This window comes from Winslowiella arboricola (assembly GCF_025527015.1).
In the GTDB taxonomy this organism is placed as follows: domain Bacteria; phylum Pseudomonadota; class Gammaproteobacteria; order Enterobacterales; family Enterobacteriaceae; genus Erwinia; species Erwinia arboricola.
Window position 1 is genome coordinate 1,000,967 of the sequence record NZ_JAODIM010000043.1, and the last position, 18,751, is coordinate 1,019,717.

General features: G+C 53.5%; 21 protein-coding genes. 14 read left to right on the forward strand and 7 right to left on the reverse strand.

Translation table 11 applies throughout. From position 1 onward, the window contains the following. Positions 1-3: 3 nt before the first annotated feature. Entirely contained in the window at positions 4-417 is a 414-nt protein-coding gene (gene flgB, locus N5923_RS22135; RefSeq protein ID WP_267144632.1) for a flagellar basal body rod protein FlgB, read from the reverse strand. 157 nt (positions 418-574) lie between these two features. On the opposite strand from flgB, the gene flgA reads away from it, so the two are divergent. From flgA to N5923_RS22150, 3 genes are all read left to right on the forward strand, one after another. After that, entirely contained in the window at positions 575-1,234 is a 660-nt protein-coding gene (flgA, locus tag N5923_RS22140; protein ID WP_267144631.1) for a flagellar basal body P-ring formation chaperone FlgA, read from the forward strand. Between the two features lie 93 nt (positions 1,235-1,327). Continuing rightward, the gene (gene flgM / locus N5923_RS22145) at positions 1,328-1,636 is read left to right on the forward strand and encodes a flagellar biosynthesis anti-sigma factor FlgM (protein ID WP_267144630.1); all 309 of its coding nucleotides are present in this window, start codon (positions 1,328-1,330) and stop codon (positions 1,634-1,636) included. 5 nt (positions 1,637-1,641) lie between these two features. Then, positions 1,642-2,073, forward strand: coding sequence for a flagella synthesis protein FlgN (locus tag N5923_RS22150; protein ID WP_267144629.1), 432 nt, complete (start codon positions 1,642-1,644; stop codon positions 2,071-2,073). 92 nt (positions 2,074-2,165) lie between these two features. Here the strand turns inward: N5923_RS22150 and murJ are convergent, their stop codons facing one another. The 4 genes from murJ to rimJ form a co-directional block, all read right to left on the reverse strand. Beyond that, positions 2,166-3,704, reverse strand: coding sequence for a murein biosynthesis integral membrane protein MurJ (murJ, locus tag N5923_RS22155; RefSeq protein ID WP_267144628.1), 1,539 nt, complete (start codon positions 3,702-3,704; stop codon positions 2,166-2,168). Positions 3,705-3,834: 130 nt separating this feature from the next. Next, positions 3,835-4,761 (reverse strand): Gfo/Idh/MocA family protein, encoded by a 927-nt coding sequence (locus tag N5923_RS22160; RefSeq protein WP_267144627.1) that lies wholly within the window; start codon positions 4,759-4,761, stop codon positions 3,835-3,837. A 1-nt stretch (position 4,762) separates the two neighbouring features. Then, positions 4,763-5,413: a DUF480 domain-containing protein gene (locus tag N5923_RS22165; protein WP_267144626.1), complete on the reverse strand. Its 651-nt coding sequence runs from the start codon at positions 5,411-5,413 to the stop codon at positions 4,763-4,765. A gap of 12 nt (positions 5,414-5,425) precedes the next feature. After that, the gene (gene rimJ / locus N5923_RS22170; RefSeq protein WP_267144625.1) at positions 5,426-6,022 is read right to left on the reverse strand and encodes a ribosomal protein S5-alanine N-acetyltransferase; all 597 of its coding nucleotides are present in this window, start codon (positions 6,020-6,022) and stop codon (positions 5,426-5,428) included. Between the two features lie 310 nt (positions 6,023-6,332). Between rimJ and mdtH the strand changes: the two genes are divergently transcribed. The 8 genes from mdtH to solA all read left to right on the forward strand — a co-directional run bounded on the left by mdtH (position 6,333) and on the right by solA (position 12,805). Further along, entirely contained in the window at positions 6,333-7,538 is a 1,206-nt protein-coding gene (mdtH, locus tag N5923_RS22175) for a multidrug efflux MFS transporter MdtH (RefSeq protein ID WP_267144624.1), read from the forward strand. A 102-nt stretch (positions 7,539-7,640) separates the two neighbouring features. After that, a complete protein-coding gene (gene grxB / locus N5923_RS22180) occupies positions 7,641-8,288 on the forward strand; it encodes a glutaredoxin 2 (RefSeq protein WP_267144623.1) in 648 nt (215 codons plus the stop codon). A gap of 146 nt (positions 8,289-8,434) precedes the next feature. Then, positions 8,435-8,998, forward strand: coding sequence for a lipoprotein (locus N5923_RS22185; RefSeq protein WP_267144622.1), 564 nt, complete (start codon positions 8,435-8,437; stop codon positions 8,996-8,998). A gap of 136 nt (positions 8,999-9,134) precedes the next feature. After that, complete coding sequence (pyrC, locus tag N5923_RS22190) at positions 9,135-10,181, forward strand: dihydroorotase (RefSeq protein ID WP_267144621.1); 1,047 nt, start codon at positions 9,135-9,137, stop codon at positions 10,179-10,181. Between the two features lie 93 nt (positions 10,182-10,274). Continuing rightward, positions 10,275-10,520: a DNA damage-inducible protein I gene (gene dinI, locus N5923_RS22195; RefSeq protein WP_017801846.1), complete on the forward strand. Its 246-nt coding sequence runs from the start codon at positions 10,275-10,277 to the stop codon at positions 10,518-10,520. 308 nt (positions 10,521-10,828) lie between these two features. Next, a complete protein-coding gene (locus N5923_RS22200) occupies positions 10,829-11,104 on the forward strand; it encodes a hypothetical protein (RefSeq protein WP_267144620.1) in 276 nt (91 codons plus the stop codon). 222 nt (positions 11,105-11,326) lie between these two features. Then, positions 11,327-11,581 carry a biofilm formation regulator BssS gene (bssS, locus tag N5923_RS22205; protein ID WP_017801844.1) on the forward strand — a complete coding sequence of 85 codons (255 nt, stop codon included), beginning with the start codon at positions 11,327-11,329 and terminating at the stop codon, positions 11,579-11,581. Positions 11,582-11,689: 108 nt separating this feature from the next. After that, a complete protein-coding gene (gene solA, locus N5923_RS22210; RefSeq protein ID WP_267144619.1) occupies positions 11,690-12,805 on the forward strand; it encodes an N-methyl-L-tryptophan oxidase in 1,116 nt (371 codons plus the stop codon). A 229-nt stretch (positions 12,806-13,034) separates the two neighbouring features. Here solA and proP read toward each other — a convergent pair whose 3' ends face one another. Then, positions 13,035-14,510 (reverse strand): glycine betaine/L-proline transporter ProP, encoded by a 1,476-nt coding sequence (proP, locus tag N5923_RS22215; RefSeq protein WP_267144618.1) that lies wholly within the window; start codon positions 14,508-14,510, stop codon positions 13,035-13,037. Positions 14,511-15,070: 560 nt separating this feature from the next. On the opposite strand from proP, the gene N5923_RS22220 reads away from it, so the two are divergent. Together N5923_RS22220 and N5923_RS22225 are read left to right on the forward strand one after the other, a co-directional pair. Further along, on the forward strand, positions 15,071-15,625 hold the full coding sequence (locus N5923_RS22220; RefSeq protein WP_267144617.1) for a cytochrome b: 555 nt from the start codon (positions 15,071-15,073) through the stop codon (positions 15,623-15,625). 25 nt (positions 15,626-15,650) lie between these two features. Further along, complete coding sequence (locus N5923_RS22225) at positions 15,651-16,220, forward strand: YceI family protein (RefSeq protein ID WP_267144677.1); 570 nt, start codon at positions 15,651-15,653, stop codon at positions 16,218-16,220. A 76-nt stretch (positions 16,221-16,296) separates the two neighbouring features. On the opposite strand, the gene trhO is transcribed toward N5923_RS22225, so the two are convergent. Then, positions 16,297-17,346 carry an oxygen-dependent tRNA uridine(34) hydroxylase TrhO gene (gene trhO, locus N5923_RS22230; RefSeq protein WP_267144616.1) on the reverse strand — a complete coding sequence of 350 codons (1,050 nt, stop codon included), beginning with the start codon at positions 17,344-17,346 and terminating at the stop codon, positions 16,297-16,299. Positions 17,347-17,543: 197 nt separating this feature from the next. Here trhO and N5923_RS22235 point away from each other — a divergent pair, with 197 nt between their 5' ends. Next, entirely contained in the window at positions 17,544-18,638 is a 1,095-nt protein-coding gene (locus tag N5923_RS22235) for an NADH:flavin oxidoreductase/NADH oxidase (protein WP_267144615.1), read from the forward strand. The last annotated feature ends 113 nt before the right edge of the window (positions 18,639-18,751 follow it).

The window sequence follows — 18,751 nt, forward strand, 5'->3', positions numbered from 1 at the left end:
AACTTATTGCCCCTGGAGGACGCTCATCATGCCTTTGATCTGACTGCTGATAAGCGTCAGATCCGTTTGGTATTTCAGGCTGTTATCCGCAAACTGCGTACGTTCGCGATCCATATCTACTGTGTTGCCATCCATCGCTGGCTGGTCAGGAACGCGATACAGCAGATCGAGATCCGGCGCCGACGCATTGGATACCGGAATATGGCGTGCCGACGTTATCGCCAGCGACAGCCCTGACCCCTGCGCACGACCCTGCTCCACCGCACGTTTAAGTTCGCTGGAAAAATCGATATCACGCGCCTGGTAACCGGGCGTGTCGGCGTTGGCGATATTGGACGCCAGGATCTCCTGACGCTGAGCCCTCAGGTTAAGCGCTTCAGTGCCAAAACTTAGTGCTGCGTCCAGTTTGTCGAGCATGCTTCCTCCGCAAAGTGAGAATTTCGAGCGGACAGGATAAGCGGGAGGGGGGAAGAACTATCGAATGAATAGCGCTAAAAATCGGCGCTATTTTCCGCATTGACTTATGGCGTTCGCGCGTAAAATCACCGCCATAATGCTACAGGGGGAGATAACAATGCGTGGGTTAATGCCTTTACTGGCGGGTCTGTTCGGCTTATTCAGCCTGCAACTCCAGGCCGCTGATCTTACCGCTCAGTTAACGCAATTTTTTCAGGCGCGTGATGCCGCCCATGCGAAAGGCATGCAGGTAGTGCTCCGCACACCGACAGCGCAATGGCCGCAGTGTGAGACGCCACAGTTCTCGCTGCCAGGCAATAGCCGTCAGTGGGGCAATATCAGCGTGGCGGCCAACTGCGGCCAGGAGCGCCGCTATTTGCAGGTGCAGGTGCAGGTCACTGGCGATTATGTGGTGGCGGCACGCCAGATAACACGTGGCAGTGCGGTCAGCGCCGCGGATCTGACGATGAAACGTGGGCGCCTTGATACGCTGCCTTCACGTGCGGTCGTCGATACGCAGGAAGCAACAGACGCCATCACTATTCGTGATATTCTGCCGGGCCAGCCGATCACCCTGTCAATGGTGCGTCAGCCCTGGCGCGTAAAAGCCGGTCAGAACGTGATGGTGATTGCGCAAGGCGATGGCTTTAACGCCAGCGGCGAAGGGCGTGCAATGAATAACGCCACCGCCGCGCAGGCGGTCAGAGTAAGAATGGGCAACGGCCAGATAGTCAGCGGCAAAGTGGATGCGGATGGGAATATTCTTATATCGCTATAAAGCACTAAAGCTGCCCGCTTTTCTGCCGATAGTTGAATTAAGCAATAAATTACTATTTGATCATTCATCGCTCGAACTTGCAGGAGCCAGATTATGAGTATCGACAGAACCCAGGCTACAAAGCCCGTTGCCACTGTACAGCAACGTGAAAACAATGACACCTCCGGCAGCAAAGTGCGCCAGAGTGAAACTGCCGCCACCGCCGCCGCCAGCACCACTGCCACTCAGGTAAAACTGAGCAGCGCGCAGTCGCAGCTGATGCAGCCGGGCAGCCAGGACATTAATACCGCTCGTGTTGAGCAACTGAAAACCGCCATCCGTAATGGCGAACTGAAAATGGACAGCGGCAAAATTGCCGATGCGCTGATTCAGGAAACTAAAGACTACTTACAGGGTAATTAATCGCAATGAATAGCTTACTGACCGCGCTGGATAAAATGCAGGAAGTGCTTTCGTCACTGACGGAAGTCATGGATGCCGAGCAGCAGCAACTCTCTGCCGGTCGGATCAACAGTAATTTACTCCAGCGTATTACTGAAGATAAAAGCTCGTTGCTGAATACGGTCAATTACCTGGATGGTATGCGTAACCAGGCGGAAAAACGCCTGGGCCTGCAGGCGCCCTACGCGACGCAGCCGGATCTGGCGCGTCGCTGGGAAATGATTCAGAAACAGACCGCCAGGCTGCACAACACCAATCGCCACAGTGGCATGCTGCTCAACCTGCAAATCGAATATAACGAGCAGGCACTGTCGGTGCTGAAACCGCAAATCAGTCAGCCATTTTATGGCCCGGATGGGCAGACGAAGTCAGGCGGTTTCGCCAGCCGCAAAGTCTGATATTGGTGCGGGCGACGAAAACCCCGCGCCTGTGCTGACCTGATGTAGGGGCGGCGTTCTCGCCGCCCTTCCTTATCAGGAATATCAATAAATTACCCCACCGTACGGCGGGCAAAATCACGCGGACGAAAGCCCATAACCGCCAGCATCAGGAAATAGACGCCGCCGCCAACCGCACACACGCCAGCCAGACGCAGCAGGCGCCAGACCATATTGCCGACATCCCACTCCGGCATCACGCTGTTCATTGCCACCAGCGCCGCCGCCATCACCACCACCGCAATCAACAGACGCAGCAGAAAACTGGACCAACCCGGCAGTGGCTGGAAGATTTTCTGTTTCCGTAACTGCCAGTAAAGCAGCGCCGCATTCAGACAGGCCGCCAGACCAATCGACAACGCCAGTCCGGCATGCTTCAGCGGACCAATAAACGCCAGGTTCATCAGCTGGGTCATAATCAGACAAACAATGGCGATTTTAACCGGCGTCTTAATATCCTGACGCGAGTAAAAGCCCGGCGCCAGTACCTTCACCACAATCAATCCCATCAGTCCGACCGAGTAAGCCACCAGCGCACGCTGAGTCATTGCGGCGTCAAACGCGGTGAATTTACCGTACTGGAACAGCGCCACTGTTAGCGGTTTGGCCAGAATTCCCAGCGCCACAGCGCTCGGCAGCGCCAGCAAGAAACAGAGGCGCAGCCCCCAGTCCATCAGGCGTGAATACTCATCATGGTTGCCGCTGGAGAAACTCTTCGCCAGTGACGGCAACAGGATTGTCCCCAGTGCCACGCCTAACACACCTGACGGAAACTCCATCAGACGGTCGGCATAATACATCCAGGAGACCGAACCGGAAACCAGGAACGAGGCAAAAATGGTATTGATAATCAGCGAGATCTGGCTGACGGAAACCCCGAGGATCGCCGGTCCCATCTGACGCATTACGCGCCAGACGCCCGCATCTTTCAGATTGAGGCGCGGCATCACCAGCATGCCGATTTTCTTCAGGTGCGGCAGCTGATAACCGAGCTGCAACACCCCGCCCACCACCACCGCCCAGGCCAGCGCCAGCACCGGTGGATTAAAGTGCGGTGCGGCAAACAGCGCAAACCCGATCATGCTGACATTCAGTAAGGTCGGGGCAAACGCCGGTACTGAAAAGCGGTTCCAGGTATTGAGAATCGCCCCGGCCAGTGACGCCACCGAAATCAGCAAAATATAGGGGAAGGTGATGCGCAGCAATGAGGAGGTCAGCGCAAACTTATCGGCGGTATCGGCAAAGCCCGGCGCGGTCACCATAATCACCCAGGGCGCGGCGATCATGCCGATAAAGGTGACAATCGCCAGCACCAGCGTCAGTAACCCGGACACATAGGCGACAAACACTCGGGTGGCGTCTTCGCCCTGCTTGCTTTTATATTCGGCCAGGATAGGCACGAATGCCTGCGAAAACGCGCCTTCGGCAAAGATACGGCGCAACAGGTTTGGCAGCTTAAACGCGACAAAAAAGGCATCGGTCGCCATGCCGGCGCCAAACACGCGCGCCACGATGGCATCGCGGGCAAAGCCCAGCACGCGCGAGAACAGGGTCATGGAGCTGACCGCAGCCAGGGATTTCAACAAATTCATGGTTTACTGCGCTTCCTGAAAATAAGAGAGTCCGCTGAGTGACCCTGGGGGCGAGAGCACTCTCGCCGGATAAACAGCGGGTAGTCTACGGATATGGCGGGAAATAACCACAACGCTTTGTTACAACAGATTATTCTTTATCTGCGTCGCGCCACATTTTTTCCACCACACGCTGCGCCAGCAGGGCCTGCTCGCCCGAGGTTTGCGGCGCAGTCTGATTTTGCGCGCAGGCGATAAAATGGTGCGCAGCGCCTTCAAATCCGCGCTGCGCCAGCGTACTTTGCCAGCCCGGAATTGGATCCACCAGCAGCTGACCCGCGGTTTCCTGCTGCCAGTCGCGCATATCATTAATCTGATAAACACTGCCGTCGCACACCGCCATCACTGATTCACGCTGGCTGCCTGCACGCCGGTGCATACTGGTGGTGACCAGCGTCTCGCCGACGCTGAAATGATGCTCAGCATACAGCATCTCGCCCGCGTCGTTGGTTTGTAAGCTGCCGTGACGCAAACTGCCTGCACCACCGCCCAGCCACAGTGCGGTATCGACCACATGCAGATAATCGTCCAGCAGCGTAAAGCGTAGATCGTGCGGGCCGACGCTGTCGCTGCGGTGCTTGTCCATACGGATCGATGCGGGATTCATCATATTTTCCCGCAATTGCAGATAGCGCGGCGCAAAACGCCGGTTAAACGCCACCATCAGTTTGCGCCCGCGCTTATGCGCCAGCTCAACCAGTTGCTCGGCTTCACTTAGGGTGGCGGCCAGCGGCTTATCGACACACACATCGACGCCAGCACGCAGCAGTTCACCGACAATCGCAAAGTGCGTGGCGGTGCTGCTGTGTACAAACACCGCATCACACTGTGCCGCCAGTTGTGACAGGCTGGAAAAACAGGGCATGCGATAACTGTCGCAAATTAAGCGGGCTTTTTGCTGATTCGGCGAGAACGCCCCGGCGAGACTCCAGCCATCGGTTTTACTGACTACCGGCAGCCAGGCTTTCTGCGCAATGCCGCCCAACCCTACCACGCCCACCCTTAATTGCGTTGTCATCTCAGGCTCCTTTTTCGGCTAACAGCTCTGCAAGCTGCTGTTTCAGGCTGGCAACTTCCGCCTCCAGCAGTGTTACCCGCTCCTCCAGCTCACTGCTGTCGCTGACTGATGGCGCGAGGTCGGCAAAATCCAGCTCATTCACTTCACCGCTAAACAGATGCATATAGCGGCTTTCACGTTTGCCCGGCTCGCGTGCCAGCCGTACCACAAACGGACCATCTTCACGCTGTTGCAAATTTTCCAGCGCCTGCTCCAGCTCAGCCATATCGCGAAACTCATGCATACGGCCACTGCGGGTGCGTAATTCGCCCGGCGTTTGCGGACCGCGCAGTAGCAGGCTGGTCACCAGCGCCACTTCGGCGCTGCTGAGTTTCAGGTTACCGAATTCCGAGTTACAGAAGCGCTGCTCATATTTCACCACCCGGTTGCCAAAACCGCTCAGGGTACTGAGCTGATGTTTGCGCACCAGCAGATCAAGCGACTCCTGCACGGCACTCTCACTCAGCGACATCACCGGATCACGGTTGGATTTTTGATTACAGGCGGAGACTACGCCATTCAGCGACATCGGATACTGGTCGGGTGTAGTGACCTGCTTTTCGAGCAGGCAGCCAACAACGCGCGCCTCGACAGGTGTCAGCACAGTTTTCATCACAAACCTCTGTTATTGTTGTCCGCGGCGATCCGACGTCCAATTCTGGGTGGTTAAAGCAGTTAATACATGATCCTGCCAGCGACCATCAATTAACAGGTAATCTTTGGCATAGCCCTCTTTCTCAAAACCGAGACGCTGTAATAAACCGCCGCTGCGGGCATTATGCGGCATATAGTTAGCCATAATGCGATGCATCCGCTGCTGACGCTGCATATAGCGAATCGCTGCCTGCAACGCTTCAAACATCATGCCCTGCCCCTGCCATTTTTCCCCCAGCGAATAGCCGAGATAGCAGGCATGGAAGGAGCCACGCAGCACATTACTGAAGTTGGCCACGCCACGCACTTCGTTCTCTTCCGGGTCCATCACAATAAAATAGAAAGCACTGCCTTGCTTATGCATATCAGCAATCAGACCCAGACGTGCCTGCCAGCCGGAAGGATAGCAATGACTTTCGTCACGCACCGGCTCCCAGGGTTTTAAAAAGGCGCGATTTTGTGCGTAATACTCAGCCAGCCGCCAGGCGTCACGTTCGTGGACAAGACGCACCACTAATCTGTCGGTTGTCAGGCGCACTTTCGGTGCGGCAGAACGATAGCCAAACATCTTCTCTCCTGAATTCCATCGCCGATAAAAGAAATTGATTGAACATCAGGCGACGGCTTTGCCGGGCTACAACACCGGTGCCAGCGGCCATTTCGCGCCAACCAGCATTTACTATAACCGTCATATCCTGTCAGGGTAAAACCCCACATTACCGCCTGGCGACATTTCTGCCTGCGGTAATAATAAAAGCGCACTTATTGCACCATGTTGATAAAAAAATATCATGTCGCAATTGCTGTGAAAACCAGCAACTTAGGAGGAAAATGGACCAACTGGAAGGTTTACTCTCTCTCTTTATGCAGGAACACGCATGTCTCGGGTCGCACGGGCACGATGCCTCGGAAAATATTTTCTCTTATTAGACAACATGCTGGTGGTGTTGGGTTTTTTTGTCGTCTTTCCTTTGATCTCGATCCACTTTGTCGACCAGCTGGGCTGGGCCGCGCTGCTGGTGGGGATCGCCCTTGGCCTGCGACAGCTGGTGCAGCAGGGACTCGGCATTTTTGGTGGCGCTATCGCCGATCGTTTTGGCGCGAAACCGATGATTGTCACCGGCATGCTGCTGCGTGCCGCCGGTTTCTCCAGCATGGCGCTGGCCCATGATCCCTGGGTGCTGTGGATCGCCTGCCTGCTCTCCGGGCTGGGTGGCACGCTGTTTGATCCGCCACGCACCGCGCTGGTGATTAAACTGATTCGTCCGCAACAGCGCGGGCGCTTTTTCTCGCTGCTGATGATGCAGGACAGCGCCGGTGCAGTGACTGGCGCGCTGATTGGCAGCTGGCTGCTGGCGTATGATTTCCGTCTGGTCTGCTGGGTTGGCGCGGCGGTATTTGTGCTGGCGGCGCTGTTTAATGCGCTGCTGCTGCCGGCATGGCGTATCTCGACGGTGCGTACGCCGATGCGTGAAGGCATGCTGCAGGTGCTGAAAGACCGGCGCTTCTGCACCTATGTGCTGACGCTGACCGGTTATTATGCGCTGGCGGTACAGGTGATGCTGATGCTGCCAATTGTGGTCAATCAGATTGCCGGCGCGCCGCAGGCGGTAAAATGGATGTATGCGATTGAGGCGACACTGTCGCTTACCCTGCTCTATCCGCTGGCCCGCTGGAGTGAAAAACGTTTTCGGCTGGAACAGCGCCTGATGGCCGGATTGCTGATTATGACCCTGAGCCTGATTCCGGTCGGACTGGCCAGCACCCTGCAGCAGGTGTTTATGCTGATCTGCACCTTCTATATCGGCTCAATTATTGCCGAACCGGCGCGTGAAACTCTGAGCGCTTCACTGGCCAACGCCCGTGCCCGCGGCAGCTATATGGGTTTCAGCCGTTTAGGTCTGGCGCTGGGTGGCGCGCTGGGTTACAGCGGTGGCGGCTGGATGTTTGATATCGGTCAGGATTTAGCCCTGCCCGCTCTGCCATGGTTGCTGCTCGGGGTGATTGGTTTCATTACGCTTATTGCGCTTTGGTGGCAGTTCAACCCACGCAGCGTGGCGCCGGTGATCCTCAGCGGCAGTTAGTCAACGGTTTGCCCTCCCGACTGATCTGACCCATACTTCTCTAAGACATTCAAAACATTGCTGTCGGCATTAGCCGCCAGCGATGGTAAAGGAGAAGGTCCGATGAAACTGTATATCTATGAACACTGCCCATTTTGCGTTAAAGCGCGCATGATTTTTGGCCTGAAAAATTTACCAATCGAACTGGTGGTGATGCTCAATGATGATGAGGAGACGCCGAAGCGACTGATTGGTCAGAAGATGGCGCCAATCCTGCAGAAAGAAGATGGCAGCTGCATGCCGGAAAGCATGGACATCGTGTACTTTATCGATAAAAAAGATCGTGAACCGCTGCTGACTGGCCAGACCAACCCCGCCATCTCTACATGGCTGCGGCATATTAATGAGTACGTCAACAAGCTGCTTTTACCGCGGATGGCCAAAGCGCCATTCGCCGAATTCGCCACCCCGGAAGCGCGTAGCTATTTTAAGCATAAAAAAGAGGCCAGTATCGGCAGCTTTGACGAGCTGGAGCAGCATTCAGCCGGGCTGATTAAAAAGGTCAGTGATGATTTACGCCAGCTGGATAAACTGATTGTGAAACCAAACGCCGTCAACGGCGAGCTGTCAGAAGATGATATTCATCTGTTCCCGCTGTTGCGCTCGCTGTCGCTGGTTGCCGGCATTGATTATCCGACGCGTGTTGCTGAATATCGCGACAATATGGCGAAACAAACGCAGGTTAACCTGCTCTCCTCGGTAGCGATCTAATCCCCTGCCTGTACAGCTGAACCTGCCCGGTTCAGCTGCTCTCTGAACATCTTTTAGCAGCTTTCGGTGAACTCCTGGTGACTCTGCCGCCCGGCTGGGGCAAGCTATGGCGCGAGTTTGCGTGAAGATAAAAACAGAGGACTGTAATGAAAAAGGTATTTCCTGGGCTGATTGCCCTGATTTTCGTCGGCCTGCTTGCCGGATGTAATCAATTGACGCAGTACAGCATCAGTGAGCAGGAAGTGAATGAAGCCCTGCAAAAACATAATAATTATGAGAAGCAGATTGGCGTCGCCGGCCTGGCGGATGCGCATATCGTGCTGACCGATCTCAGCAGCAAGATTGGCCGTGAAGAACCGAATAAAGTCACTCTCACCGGCACCGCAAAAGTCGATATCACCTCACTGTTTGGCCCGCAAAAAGCCGATATGGTGCTGACGATGAAAGCGCAGCCGGTCTTTGACCAGCAGCAGGGGGCGATTTTCCTGAAAGATTTGCAGATTGTCGATGCGCAGGTGCAGCCGGAAAAAATGCAGTCGGTGTTAAAAACCCTGACCCCGTATCTGGATCAGTCGCTGAAAAGCTATTTTGATCAGAAACCGGCCTATGTGCTGAGTGCTGATCGCAGCAAAGCAGAGTCGCTGGCGAAGAGATTTGCCAAAGGCTTAGAGGTTAAACCCGGCGAACTGGTGATTCCGTTTACCGACTAAGCTACCGCCCTCGTGAAAACGGGGGCTTTTTTTTATCAGGCGTCATAAAGCAAGTGCAATCGGTTGCTTTTATCCCTATCCTTAGTACCCGGCTAAAACCACCCGATGAATTCCCTTCCAAGCCGGAGCATAACTGATGACTGCACAACCCCAGCAATTACTCATTCGCCGCCCTGACGACTGGCATATCCATCTGCGTGATGATGATATGTTACAGGCCGTGCTGCCCTTCACCAGCGCGGTGTGCGGTCGCGCAATTGTTATGCCGAACCTGGTGCCACCAGTAACCAGCGTTGCCAGCGCCATCGCCTATCGCCAGCGCATTGTTGCGGCGCTGCCAGCCGGCCATGAATTCCAGCCGCTGATGACCTGTTATCTGACCGACTCGCTGGACCCTGATGAAGTGGAAAAAGGCTTTACGGAAGGGGTATTCACCGCCGCCAAGCTCTATCCGGCGCACGCCACCACCAACTCCAGCCATGGCGTCACCAACATTGCCGCCATCGCTACCGTGCTGGAACGCATGCAGAAAATCGGCATGCCGTTGCTGATCCACGGTGAAGTCACTGACGCCCATGTCGATATTTTTGACCGGGAAGCGCGCTTTATTGAAAGCGTAATGGATCCGCTGCGTCAGCAGTTCCCCGAGCTGAAAGTGGTGTTTGAGCATATCACCACCAAAGAAGCCGCCGCTTATGTCAGTGAAGCGAATAACTACCTTGGCGCGACCATTACGCCACAGCATCTGATGTTTAACCGTAACCATATGCTGGTGGGCGGTGTGCGTCCGCATCTCTATTGCCTGCCGATTCTGAAACGTAATGTGCACCAGGATGCGCTGCGTCAGGTTATCGCCAGCGGCAATCCGCGTTTCTTCCTCGGCACCGACACCGCACCGCACAGCCGCCAGCGTAAAGAAGCCAGCTGTGGCTGTGCCGGTGTATTTAATGCGCCAACCGCGCTGCCAGCCTACGCCACCGTATTTGAAGAGATGGATGCGTTACAACATCTGGAAGCTTTCTGCTCGGAAAATGGTCCGCGTTTCTATGGTCTGCCGCTGAATGAAGGCAAAATTAAACTGGTGCGCAAACCTTATACCGTTACCGAAAGCATTCCGCTTGGCGACGATACGCTGGTGCCTTTCCTTGCCGGTGAAACGCTGAACTGGTCGGTCGAACGCTGATTTCACGCCGGGAAGGATTAACTTCCCATTTTTCTGGTTGCTTCCGACGCGGCTTAACTGTATAAATATACAGTACACTTATCGGAGGCTCTCATGCGTGTAGAAGTCACTGTTGCAAAAACCACGACCCTGCCGGCTGGCGCGCTTGAAGCGCTGACGCAGGAACTCACTAAACGTATCGATAAGCAGTTTCCGGAATCGGATAACCGTGTATCGGTGCGCTATGCCAGCGCCAATAACCTCAGCGTGCTGGGCAGCGGAAAAGAACAAAAAGATCTCATCAGCGATATTCTGCAGGAGACATGGGAAAGCGCGGACGACTGGTTTATCACCGATTAAACGGGCGCCATTAATGGCTTCTCTGCTTTTGCAGGGCGGTTATTTATGCCGCCCGTGCTGCGAACTTTATGGATGAAGGGTTTATTACCGGGTGTCGCCATCCGGTTTTTTTATTTTCTCTCGCTTTAGCGCCTGTCTCACCGCAATTTATGCCACAACTCCCCGTGCAGTCAGCATAACCCTGCAATTTCGTCTGCTTTGCACACAGAATACGGTGACTTATCCTTCACCTCCGCTGAGCTGGTATAGACTGTTATCTGATGATGGCATATTCTTGCGCCTGTCATGCTTTACAGGAGGTGTTACCCATGACTGCAGAGAAACCAGAAGAGGCGATGACCTTTGGTGAGTTGCTGGCGTTGATCAGCGATCAACAGCGCCGCTTATCGGTACTGGAAAATGCCTTTTCGTATCTGTCTTTCTGTCTGGACGAAAAATCGAATCAATTGTTGATTCATAGTTTGCGTCTGGAAGCCCAAAACCAGAACCATGATGAGGGGATGCAGCATCATTTCGACCGCCTCGCCGGGGAGCTGGAAAAGCGCAACGGACTGGTAAAAGCCCAGCCGGACGCGACAGCCTGATAAAAATCTCCCGCAAATGCGGGAGTTTTTATTTCTTGTGCCGATAAAGATAATTAACCCTGCCTGCTGAATATTTCCCCGTTAACACCCATTTTACTATTTGCACACTTTTCACCTCATGAAGACTAAATAAGCTGTTATAATTAACTCGCTCTATGAAAAAAAAGCCGCATTGGAACCTCGATAAATCACTTCGTTTTCGCGAGTAATAAGGGGGTTATAATGGACAGAAACAAAGACGTAATCCAAACACATCCCCTGGTTGGATGGGATATCAGCACTGTAGACAGCTATGACGCCATGATGCTGCGTCTGCATTCGCTTTCATCGGGTGAGCAACCCGCCGATGAAGCTGAAGTGGGACAAACCTATTGGTTAACCACGGATGTTGCCAGACAGTTTATTTCCATTTTAGAAGCTGGCATCGCGAAGATAGAAGCAACTGAATACCAGGACCGTGATTACAAAAAGCATTAAATTTATGCTATGTATCCTTTGAGGCACCCAATGCGGGTGCCTTTTTATTGCCGCTAGGTTTTTGCTATTCTGATGAAATCGATTACAGCTGTAAGGAGTGCCGGATAGATGGTTTACGATTTAATCGTTGTGGGCAGTGGTTCCGTGGGTGCCGCCGCAGGTTTTTATGCTACCCAGGCGGGTCTTAAAGTATTGATGATCGACGGCGCACATCCGCCACATACGCAGGGCAGCCATCATGGTGAAAGCCGCTTAATTCGTCACGCCTACGGTGAAGGGGCGCGCTATGTGCCGCTGGTGCTGCGCGCGCAACAATTGTGGGACCAGCTGGAACAGCTGAGTGGCGAACGCATCATGCAGCGCAGTGGCGTGCTGAATCTTGCCCCGGTCGCTTCTGAATTTATTAATAATGTGATCGATAGCGCCAAAGAATTTTCGCTGGATATTCAGGTATTACAGGCGGATGAAGTACGCAAACGCTGGCCGCTGTTTACCGTGCCGGACGGCTATCTTGGCGTATTTGAACCTCAGTCAGGCTATCTGAAGTCTGAGGTGGCGGTACGCAGCTGGATTGCGCTGGCGGAAAAAGCCGGTTGCGCGCAGTTGTTTAACTGTGCAGTTCATAGCATTGAAAAAGAAGGCGATTTCGATATCGTTAATACCGCTGATGGTCGTTTCCGCGGACGAAAAATGCTGATCAGCGCCGGAACCTGGGTCAAAGCACTGTGCCCGGATCTGCCAATAACGCCGGTACGCAAAGTGTTCTCATGGCATCAGGCCGATGGTCGTTACAGTGAAAACAATAAATTTCCGGCTTTTACCGTTCAAATGAGCGATGGCCTGCAGTACTACGGCTTTCCTGCCGACAACAATGCGCTGAAGGTAGGAAAACATCAGGGCGGACAACCGATTGACCGTCCCGAACAGCGCCAGCCTTTTGGCGCCTGTGCGGAAGATGGCAGCGAAGTGTTTAACTTTATGCGCAGCTTCCTGCCGGGCGTGGGCGTTTGTCTGCATGGCGCCGCCTGCACCTATGATAACTCGCCGGATGAAGATTTTATTATTGATACCCTGCCCGGCCAGCCCACACGCCTGGTGATCAGCGGATTAAGTGGTCACGGATTTAAATTTGCCAGCGTATTAGGTGAAATTGCCGCACAGTTTGCCTGTGGCAAGCGTTCTGAATTCGACTTAACGCCGTTTGCTTTATCGCGTTTTAAATAATATTCGCGTCCGGCTATTCTGCGGGTTTAAGGCACAATTAGATTGTGGTTTAAACCCTCAGGCAGGTGATAATTCAGCAGACAATATTTTCCTGACTAAACCATAATGCAACGGCAGGTGGTTTTTCCGCAGATAATAAGACAGTTATTAATTAATGTTTAATATTTCACGCTATGTTATTCGCTAATAATGCCGCCTGCCCTTTTAGCGGGCGGCATTACTGTGACTATTACTTCGCGACAGCGGCTGCTTCTTTCTCTTTCTGACGACGACGCTTAAGTTTGTTAATCAGGCTATGCGCTTCAGCAGCCGAGCCGACCGCCGGAGCAGAACCATGCAGCGGTTTACTGGCCGTTTCACGCATAAAGAACACGGTGATCAGGCCAATCACTGCCGCACCCATCAGGTAGTAAGCCGGCATCATCAGATTGTGCGAGCGCTCCACCAGCCAGGTGGTAATCAGCGGCGTGGTGCCGCCAAACAGCGAGACCGACAGGTTAAAACCAATCGCCAGCGCGCTGTAACGCACGTCAGTGGCAAACAGCGCAGGCAGCGCGGAAGGCATAGTGCCGCTAAAGCAGGTATGCACCACACCCAGAATCAGCAGTCCGAGGAACACCAGCGCCAGATTACCAGTACCGATCAGCATCAGGCATGGGATCGCCAGCACCAGAATACCAATCGCTCCGATAGCAATCACCGGACGATGGCCCAGGCGGTCATTCCAGTGCCCGGAGAACAGCGTCAGCGGCATCATCACAAACATCACTACCATAATCAGCATCAGGCCGCTCAGCTCGCTCATGCCGAGGATACCGGTCAGATAGCTGGGCATATAGGAGGTGATCATATAGTTGGAGACGTTAAACAGTAGCACCAGACCAATACACTTCAGCATCTGCCCGCGATACTTTTTCAGCATCTGCCAGATGCCCATTTGCGGCTTACTGTGCTCCAGCTCTTCCTGTTTTTCCATATGCTTCTGGAATGCGGGCGTCTCTTCCAGTTTTAGTCGGATATAGAGGCCAAACAGACCCAGCGGCGCGGCAATAAAGAACGGAATGCGCCAGCCCCAGTTAAGTAAATCATCAGTCGACATCGCCGCCGTCAGTCCGGTGACCAGACCCGCGCCGAGCAGATAGCCACCAAGCGTACCGAATTCCAGCCAGCTGCCCATAAAACCACGACGCTTATCGGTGGAATACTCGGCGATAAAGGTTGCTGCCCCGCCATACTCCCCCCCGGTCGAGAAGCCCTGCAACAGACGCGCCGCCAGCAACAGTACCGGCGCCATAATGCCGATCGTGGCATAGCCAGGAATAATGCCGATACAGAAGGTACCAATCGACATCATAATCATGGTGATCGCCAGCACCTTCTGACGGCCGATACGGTCACCGAGCGGGCCAAATACCAGCCCGCCGAGAGGTCGCACCAGGAAGGCGGCAGCAAAGGCGCCAAAGGTCGCCAGCAGCTGCGCCGCCGGACTGCCACCGGGGAAGAAAACTTTACCCAGCGTCACCGCGAGGAAGCTGTAGACGCCGAAATCGAACCACTCCATGGCATTACCCAGTGCGGCGGCGCCCACGGCGCGCTTCAGCATATCCTTGTCGACGATGGTGATATCGTCATAGGTAAGCTCTTTTTTGCCTTTTTTGTTCCAGAAATGCTTCTTCTGGCCATCTTTAGCTGATGAATCGTTCATATCGTTCTCTCAAAGATAACGTGATCAATTTCACAGCATCATAGCTTTCGTCGCCAGTGGCGATAACCTGAGTAAGCTAAGGGGAAGAAAGCTATAACGCAGCGGTGATATGCAGATTCTTTATGCTGAATACATAAAGTGAGTTTGATTTACATTTCTTTAATTTATACAAAATAGGGGATTTTTTCAAATTTCTGGCGTCATTCGCTGGATAATTAGCCAATACTGGCTATTTTGTCCTTACCCGTTGCGGGTAAGAAAACAGCACGCAGATTTACATTAAATAACATTCAGCTGACACTAATTGAATATTAGTTCAAATATTTAGAAATAAGCTATAACTGATTAGCATGCTATCAACTCGCATCCCTGCGCATTAACCTGATGTCTGGCGATAAACAAGACCACAGTTTTACGATAATTCTGAACTCACCAGCGCCATGTCATTCAAATAAAATCAACAAGATTGGCTAATTTGTTCCCGGGGTAAACAAACAGTTGATTTTTAATTTCCAGTTGTTCAGTCTCGTTGCTAATTGTGAATTTTGGGAAGCTGAATCATGCCATTCAGAAATACGCCAACCCGCTTTGGCTGGCTCTCAATCACCCTGCACTGGCTGGTGGCGCTGGCCGTCTACGGCATGTTTGCGCTGGGTCTGTGGATGGTGACGCTGGGCTACTACGACAACTGGTATCACCAGGCGCCTGAACTGCATAAAAGCATCGGCATGGTGCTGTTTGCGGTGATGATTTTGCGTCTGATCTGGCGCTTTGCCTCACCGCCGCCCAGGCCCCTCAGCAGCTATACGCGGCTGGTGCGTATCAGCGCCATTGCCGCACACCTGCTGCTCTATCTGCTGCTGTTCGCCATTCTGTTTACCGGCTATCTGATTTCCACTGCCGAGGGCAAACCGATTGAAGTATTTGGTCTGATCGCCGTTCCGGCCACCCTCGCGGGTAACGGCGAGCAGGCGGATCTGGCCGGCGATATTCATCTTTATCTGGCATGGAGCGTGGTGATTATCTCCGTTCTTCATGGCCTCGCTGCACTGAAACACCACTTTATCGACCGTGATATCACATTGAAACGGATGCTGGGTCATCGCATCGATTAACCTTTGTAAATGGAGAACCACCATGTTGAAAAAGAGCGTATTAGGATTAACGGCCGCACTGATTATGACTACCGGTACTGCCGTCGCGGCTGACTATAAGATCGATAAACAGGGTCAGCACGCCTTTGTCCAGTTCCGCATTCAGCATCTGGGTTACAGCTGGCTGTACGGCACCTTTAAGGACTTTGACGGCGCGTTCACTTTTGATGAAGCCAATCCAGCTGCCGATAAAGTTAACGTCACCATTAATACCAACAGCGTCGATACCAACCACGCCGAGCGTGATAAGCATCTGCGCAGCGCAGAATTCCTCAATGTGGCTAAATTCCCGCAGGCGACTTTTGTCTCTACCGGCGTGAAGAAAGATGGCGAGGAGCTGGATATTACCGGCAACCTGACGCTGAATGGCGTAACCAAACCGGTAACGCTGGAAGCGAAACTGCTGGGTCAGGGTAAAGATCCATGGGGTGGCGTGCGCGCAGGTTTTGAAGCGGAAGGGAAAATTGCGTTGAAAGACTTTAATATCACTACCGATCTGGGTCCGGCTTCACAGGAAGTTCAGCTGATGATTTCCGTCGAAGGCATTCGCCAGTAATCGGCTTCTGCGGCATACGGGCGGCGAGAACGCCGCCCCTGCATAAGACCGAAGGCTGTGGCGATAACGCCGCCCGCTACTCCGGTGAAGGAATTTTCAGGGTAGTATTTAACGCACCACGTGACTTATTAAAGATCTTATTGCCGTTTTCGCGTCCGGCACGACGTGCACGCTGCTCTTCTGGCGACAACGCCAGCTCTTCCATACAGATCGGGCTGCAGCAATCTTTAAACTTCGCTGCGCAGCTCGGGCACTGAATGAACAGCAGATGGCAACCGTCATTTTTGCAGTTGACGTGTGTATCACAGACTGCGCCGCACTGATGGCAATGTGCAATCACATCCTCAGAAATACGCTCCCCCATACGCTCATCAAAGACAAAGTTTTTACCTTTAAAACGTACCGGTAAACCCTGTTCACGCGCACGACGGGCATACTCAATGATGCCGCCTTCTATATGATAAACATTTTCAAAACCGTTATGACGCATCCAGGCGCTGGCTTTTTCACAGCGGATCCCGCCGGTACAGTACATAACAATTTTTTTATCTTTTTCGTCCTGCAACATATCTACCGCCATCGGCAGCTGATCGCGGAACGTATCGGCCGGGATTTCCAGCGCCTGGTCGAAATGGCCCACTTCATATTCATAGTGGTTGCGCATATCGACAAACAGCGCATTGGGATCGTCAAGCATGGCGTTAACTTCCGCCGCTTTCAGATAAGCGCCGACATCGCTGGCATCAAAACTGTCATCAGTGATCCCGTCCGCCACAATGCGATCGCGCACTTTGAGGCGCAGCACCCAGAAGGATTTACCGTCATCGTCAAGGGCGATGTTCATGCGCAGATTGTTCAGCGCCGGATCAAAGGCATACAGCATCTCTTTCATTTGCGGATAGAGGCTTTGCGGCACGCTGATTTGCGCATTAATGCCCTCAGCGGCAACGTAGACGCGGCCAAACACTTTCAGGCGGGTAAACGCCAGATAGAGCGCATCACGGAATGCTTTTGCATCGGCAATATGGAAATATTTATAAAAAGAGACTGTGGTGCGCGGTTCGCTTTCGGCCAGCATGCGCGCCTTCAGCTCTTCATTGGAAACGAGGTTATGTAACACTGGCATGGTGTACGTTCCTGTAAGCAACAGAGAGAAATTTTAGCGGCGATATAATACCTGATTCGCTGCGAATTGCTAACCTCCGGCGCCATTTTGTTAGCTTGCATAACGGTGGCGATCCTTTCACCACCGCACTTCCTGACTTGACCGGCATTAACTTAGCGTGCTTACTTTCACTATCGTGAATAAGATGGAGAAACCTGATGAGTCTGCTGTTTACCCCGATGAAAATTGGCCAATTAGCCCTCGAGAACCGCATCGTGATTGCGCCGATGTGCCAGTACTCCGCAGAACAGGGCAACGCCACTGCCTGGCACCGCATCCACTTAGGCCACCTCGCACTGTCAGGCGCCGGGCTGTTGATTCTGGAAGCTGCCGCTGTCGAAGCCGCGGGACGCATTACCGCCCAGGATCTGGGATTGTGGGACGATGCCACCGAGCAGGCACTGGCTGCCGTAATTGAAGACGTGAAAAAGTATAGCGCGATGCCGATTGGTATCCAGCTGGGCCACGCGGGCCGTAAGGCGTCGACCGATGTTCCATGGCGTGGCGGTCACTTTATTCCTGCCGATCAGGGCGGCTGGCAAACCCACGCTCCCTCAGCCATTCCGTTTAACCGCAGCGATGCTGAGCCGCAGGCGCTCTCTCTGGCGGGTATCGAGGCGGTGAAACAGGCCTTTATTGACAGCGCCATCCGCGCTGACCGCCTCGGGCTGGATCTGATTGAGATCCATGCAGCACATGGTTATCTGTTGCATCAGTTTTTGTCACCGCTCGCTAACCAGCGCGGCGACAATTATGGTGGTTCACTGGAAAACCGCATGCGCATCGTGCTGGAAATATTCAGTGAAGTGCGCCGTGTATTTCCGGCCAATAAAGCGGTGGGTGTGCGTATTTCCGCCACCGACTGGGTGGAAGGCGGCTGGGATTTACAGCAGTCGATTGCACTGAGTAAGGCCCTGGAAGCCATGGGTTGTGATTACATCCATGTTTCCAGCGGCGGGCTGTCACCACAACAAAAAATCAGCATCGGTCCGGGCTATCAGGTGCCTTTTGCGCAGGCTATCAAACAGCAGGTGGCGATTCCGGTGATCGCCGTCGGTCTGATTACCCAACCAGAACAGGCCGAGGCGATACTGCAGGAGGGCCAGGCCGACGCTATCGCACTGGCGCGCGCCATGCTCTATGATCCCCGCTGGCCATGGCATGCCGCCGCGCAGCTTGGCGCCAAAGTCAGCGCGCCGCCGCAATACTGGCGTTCCGAGCCACATGAAGTCAAAGGATTGTTCAAGTCATAACCCCCCTGCCTGCGAAATCTTTTCGCAGGCAATATTCCCCGCTGATCCGCACTGTTTTTGACCACAAAGCTCACATTAATAGCCACTTATTTCAGTTGGTCGTCAATAAATGG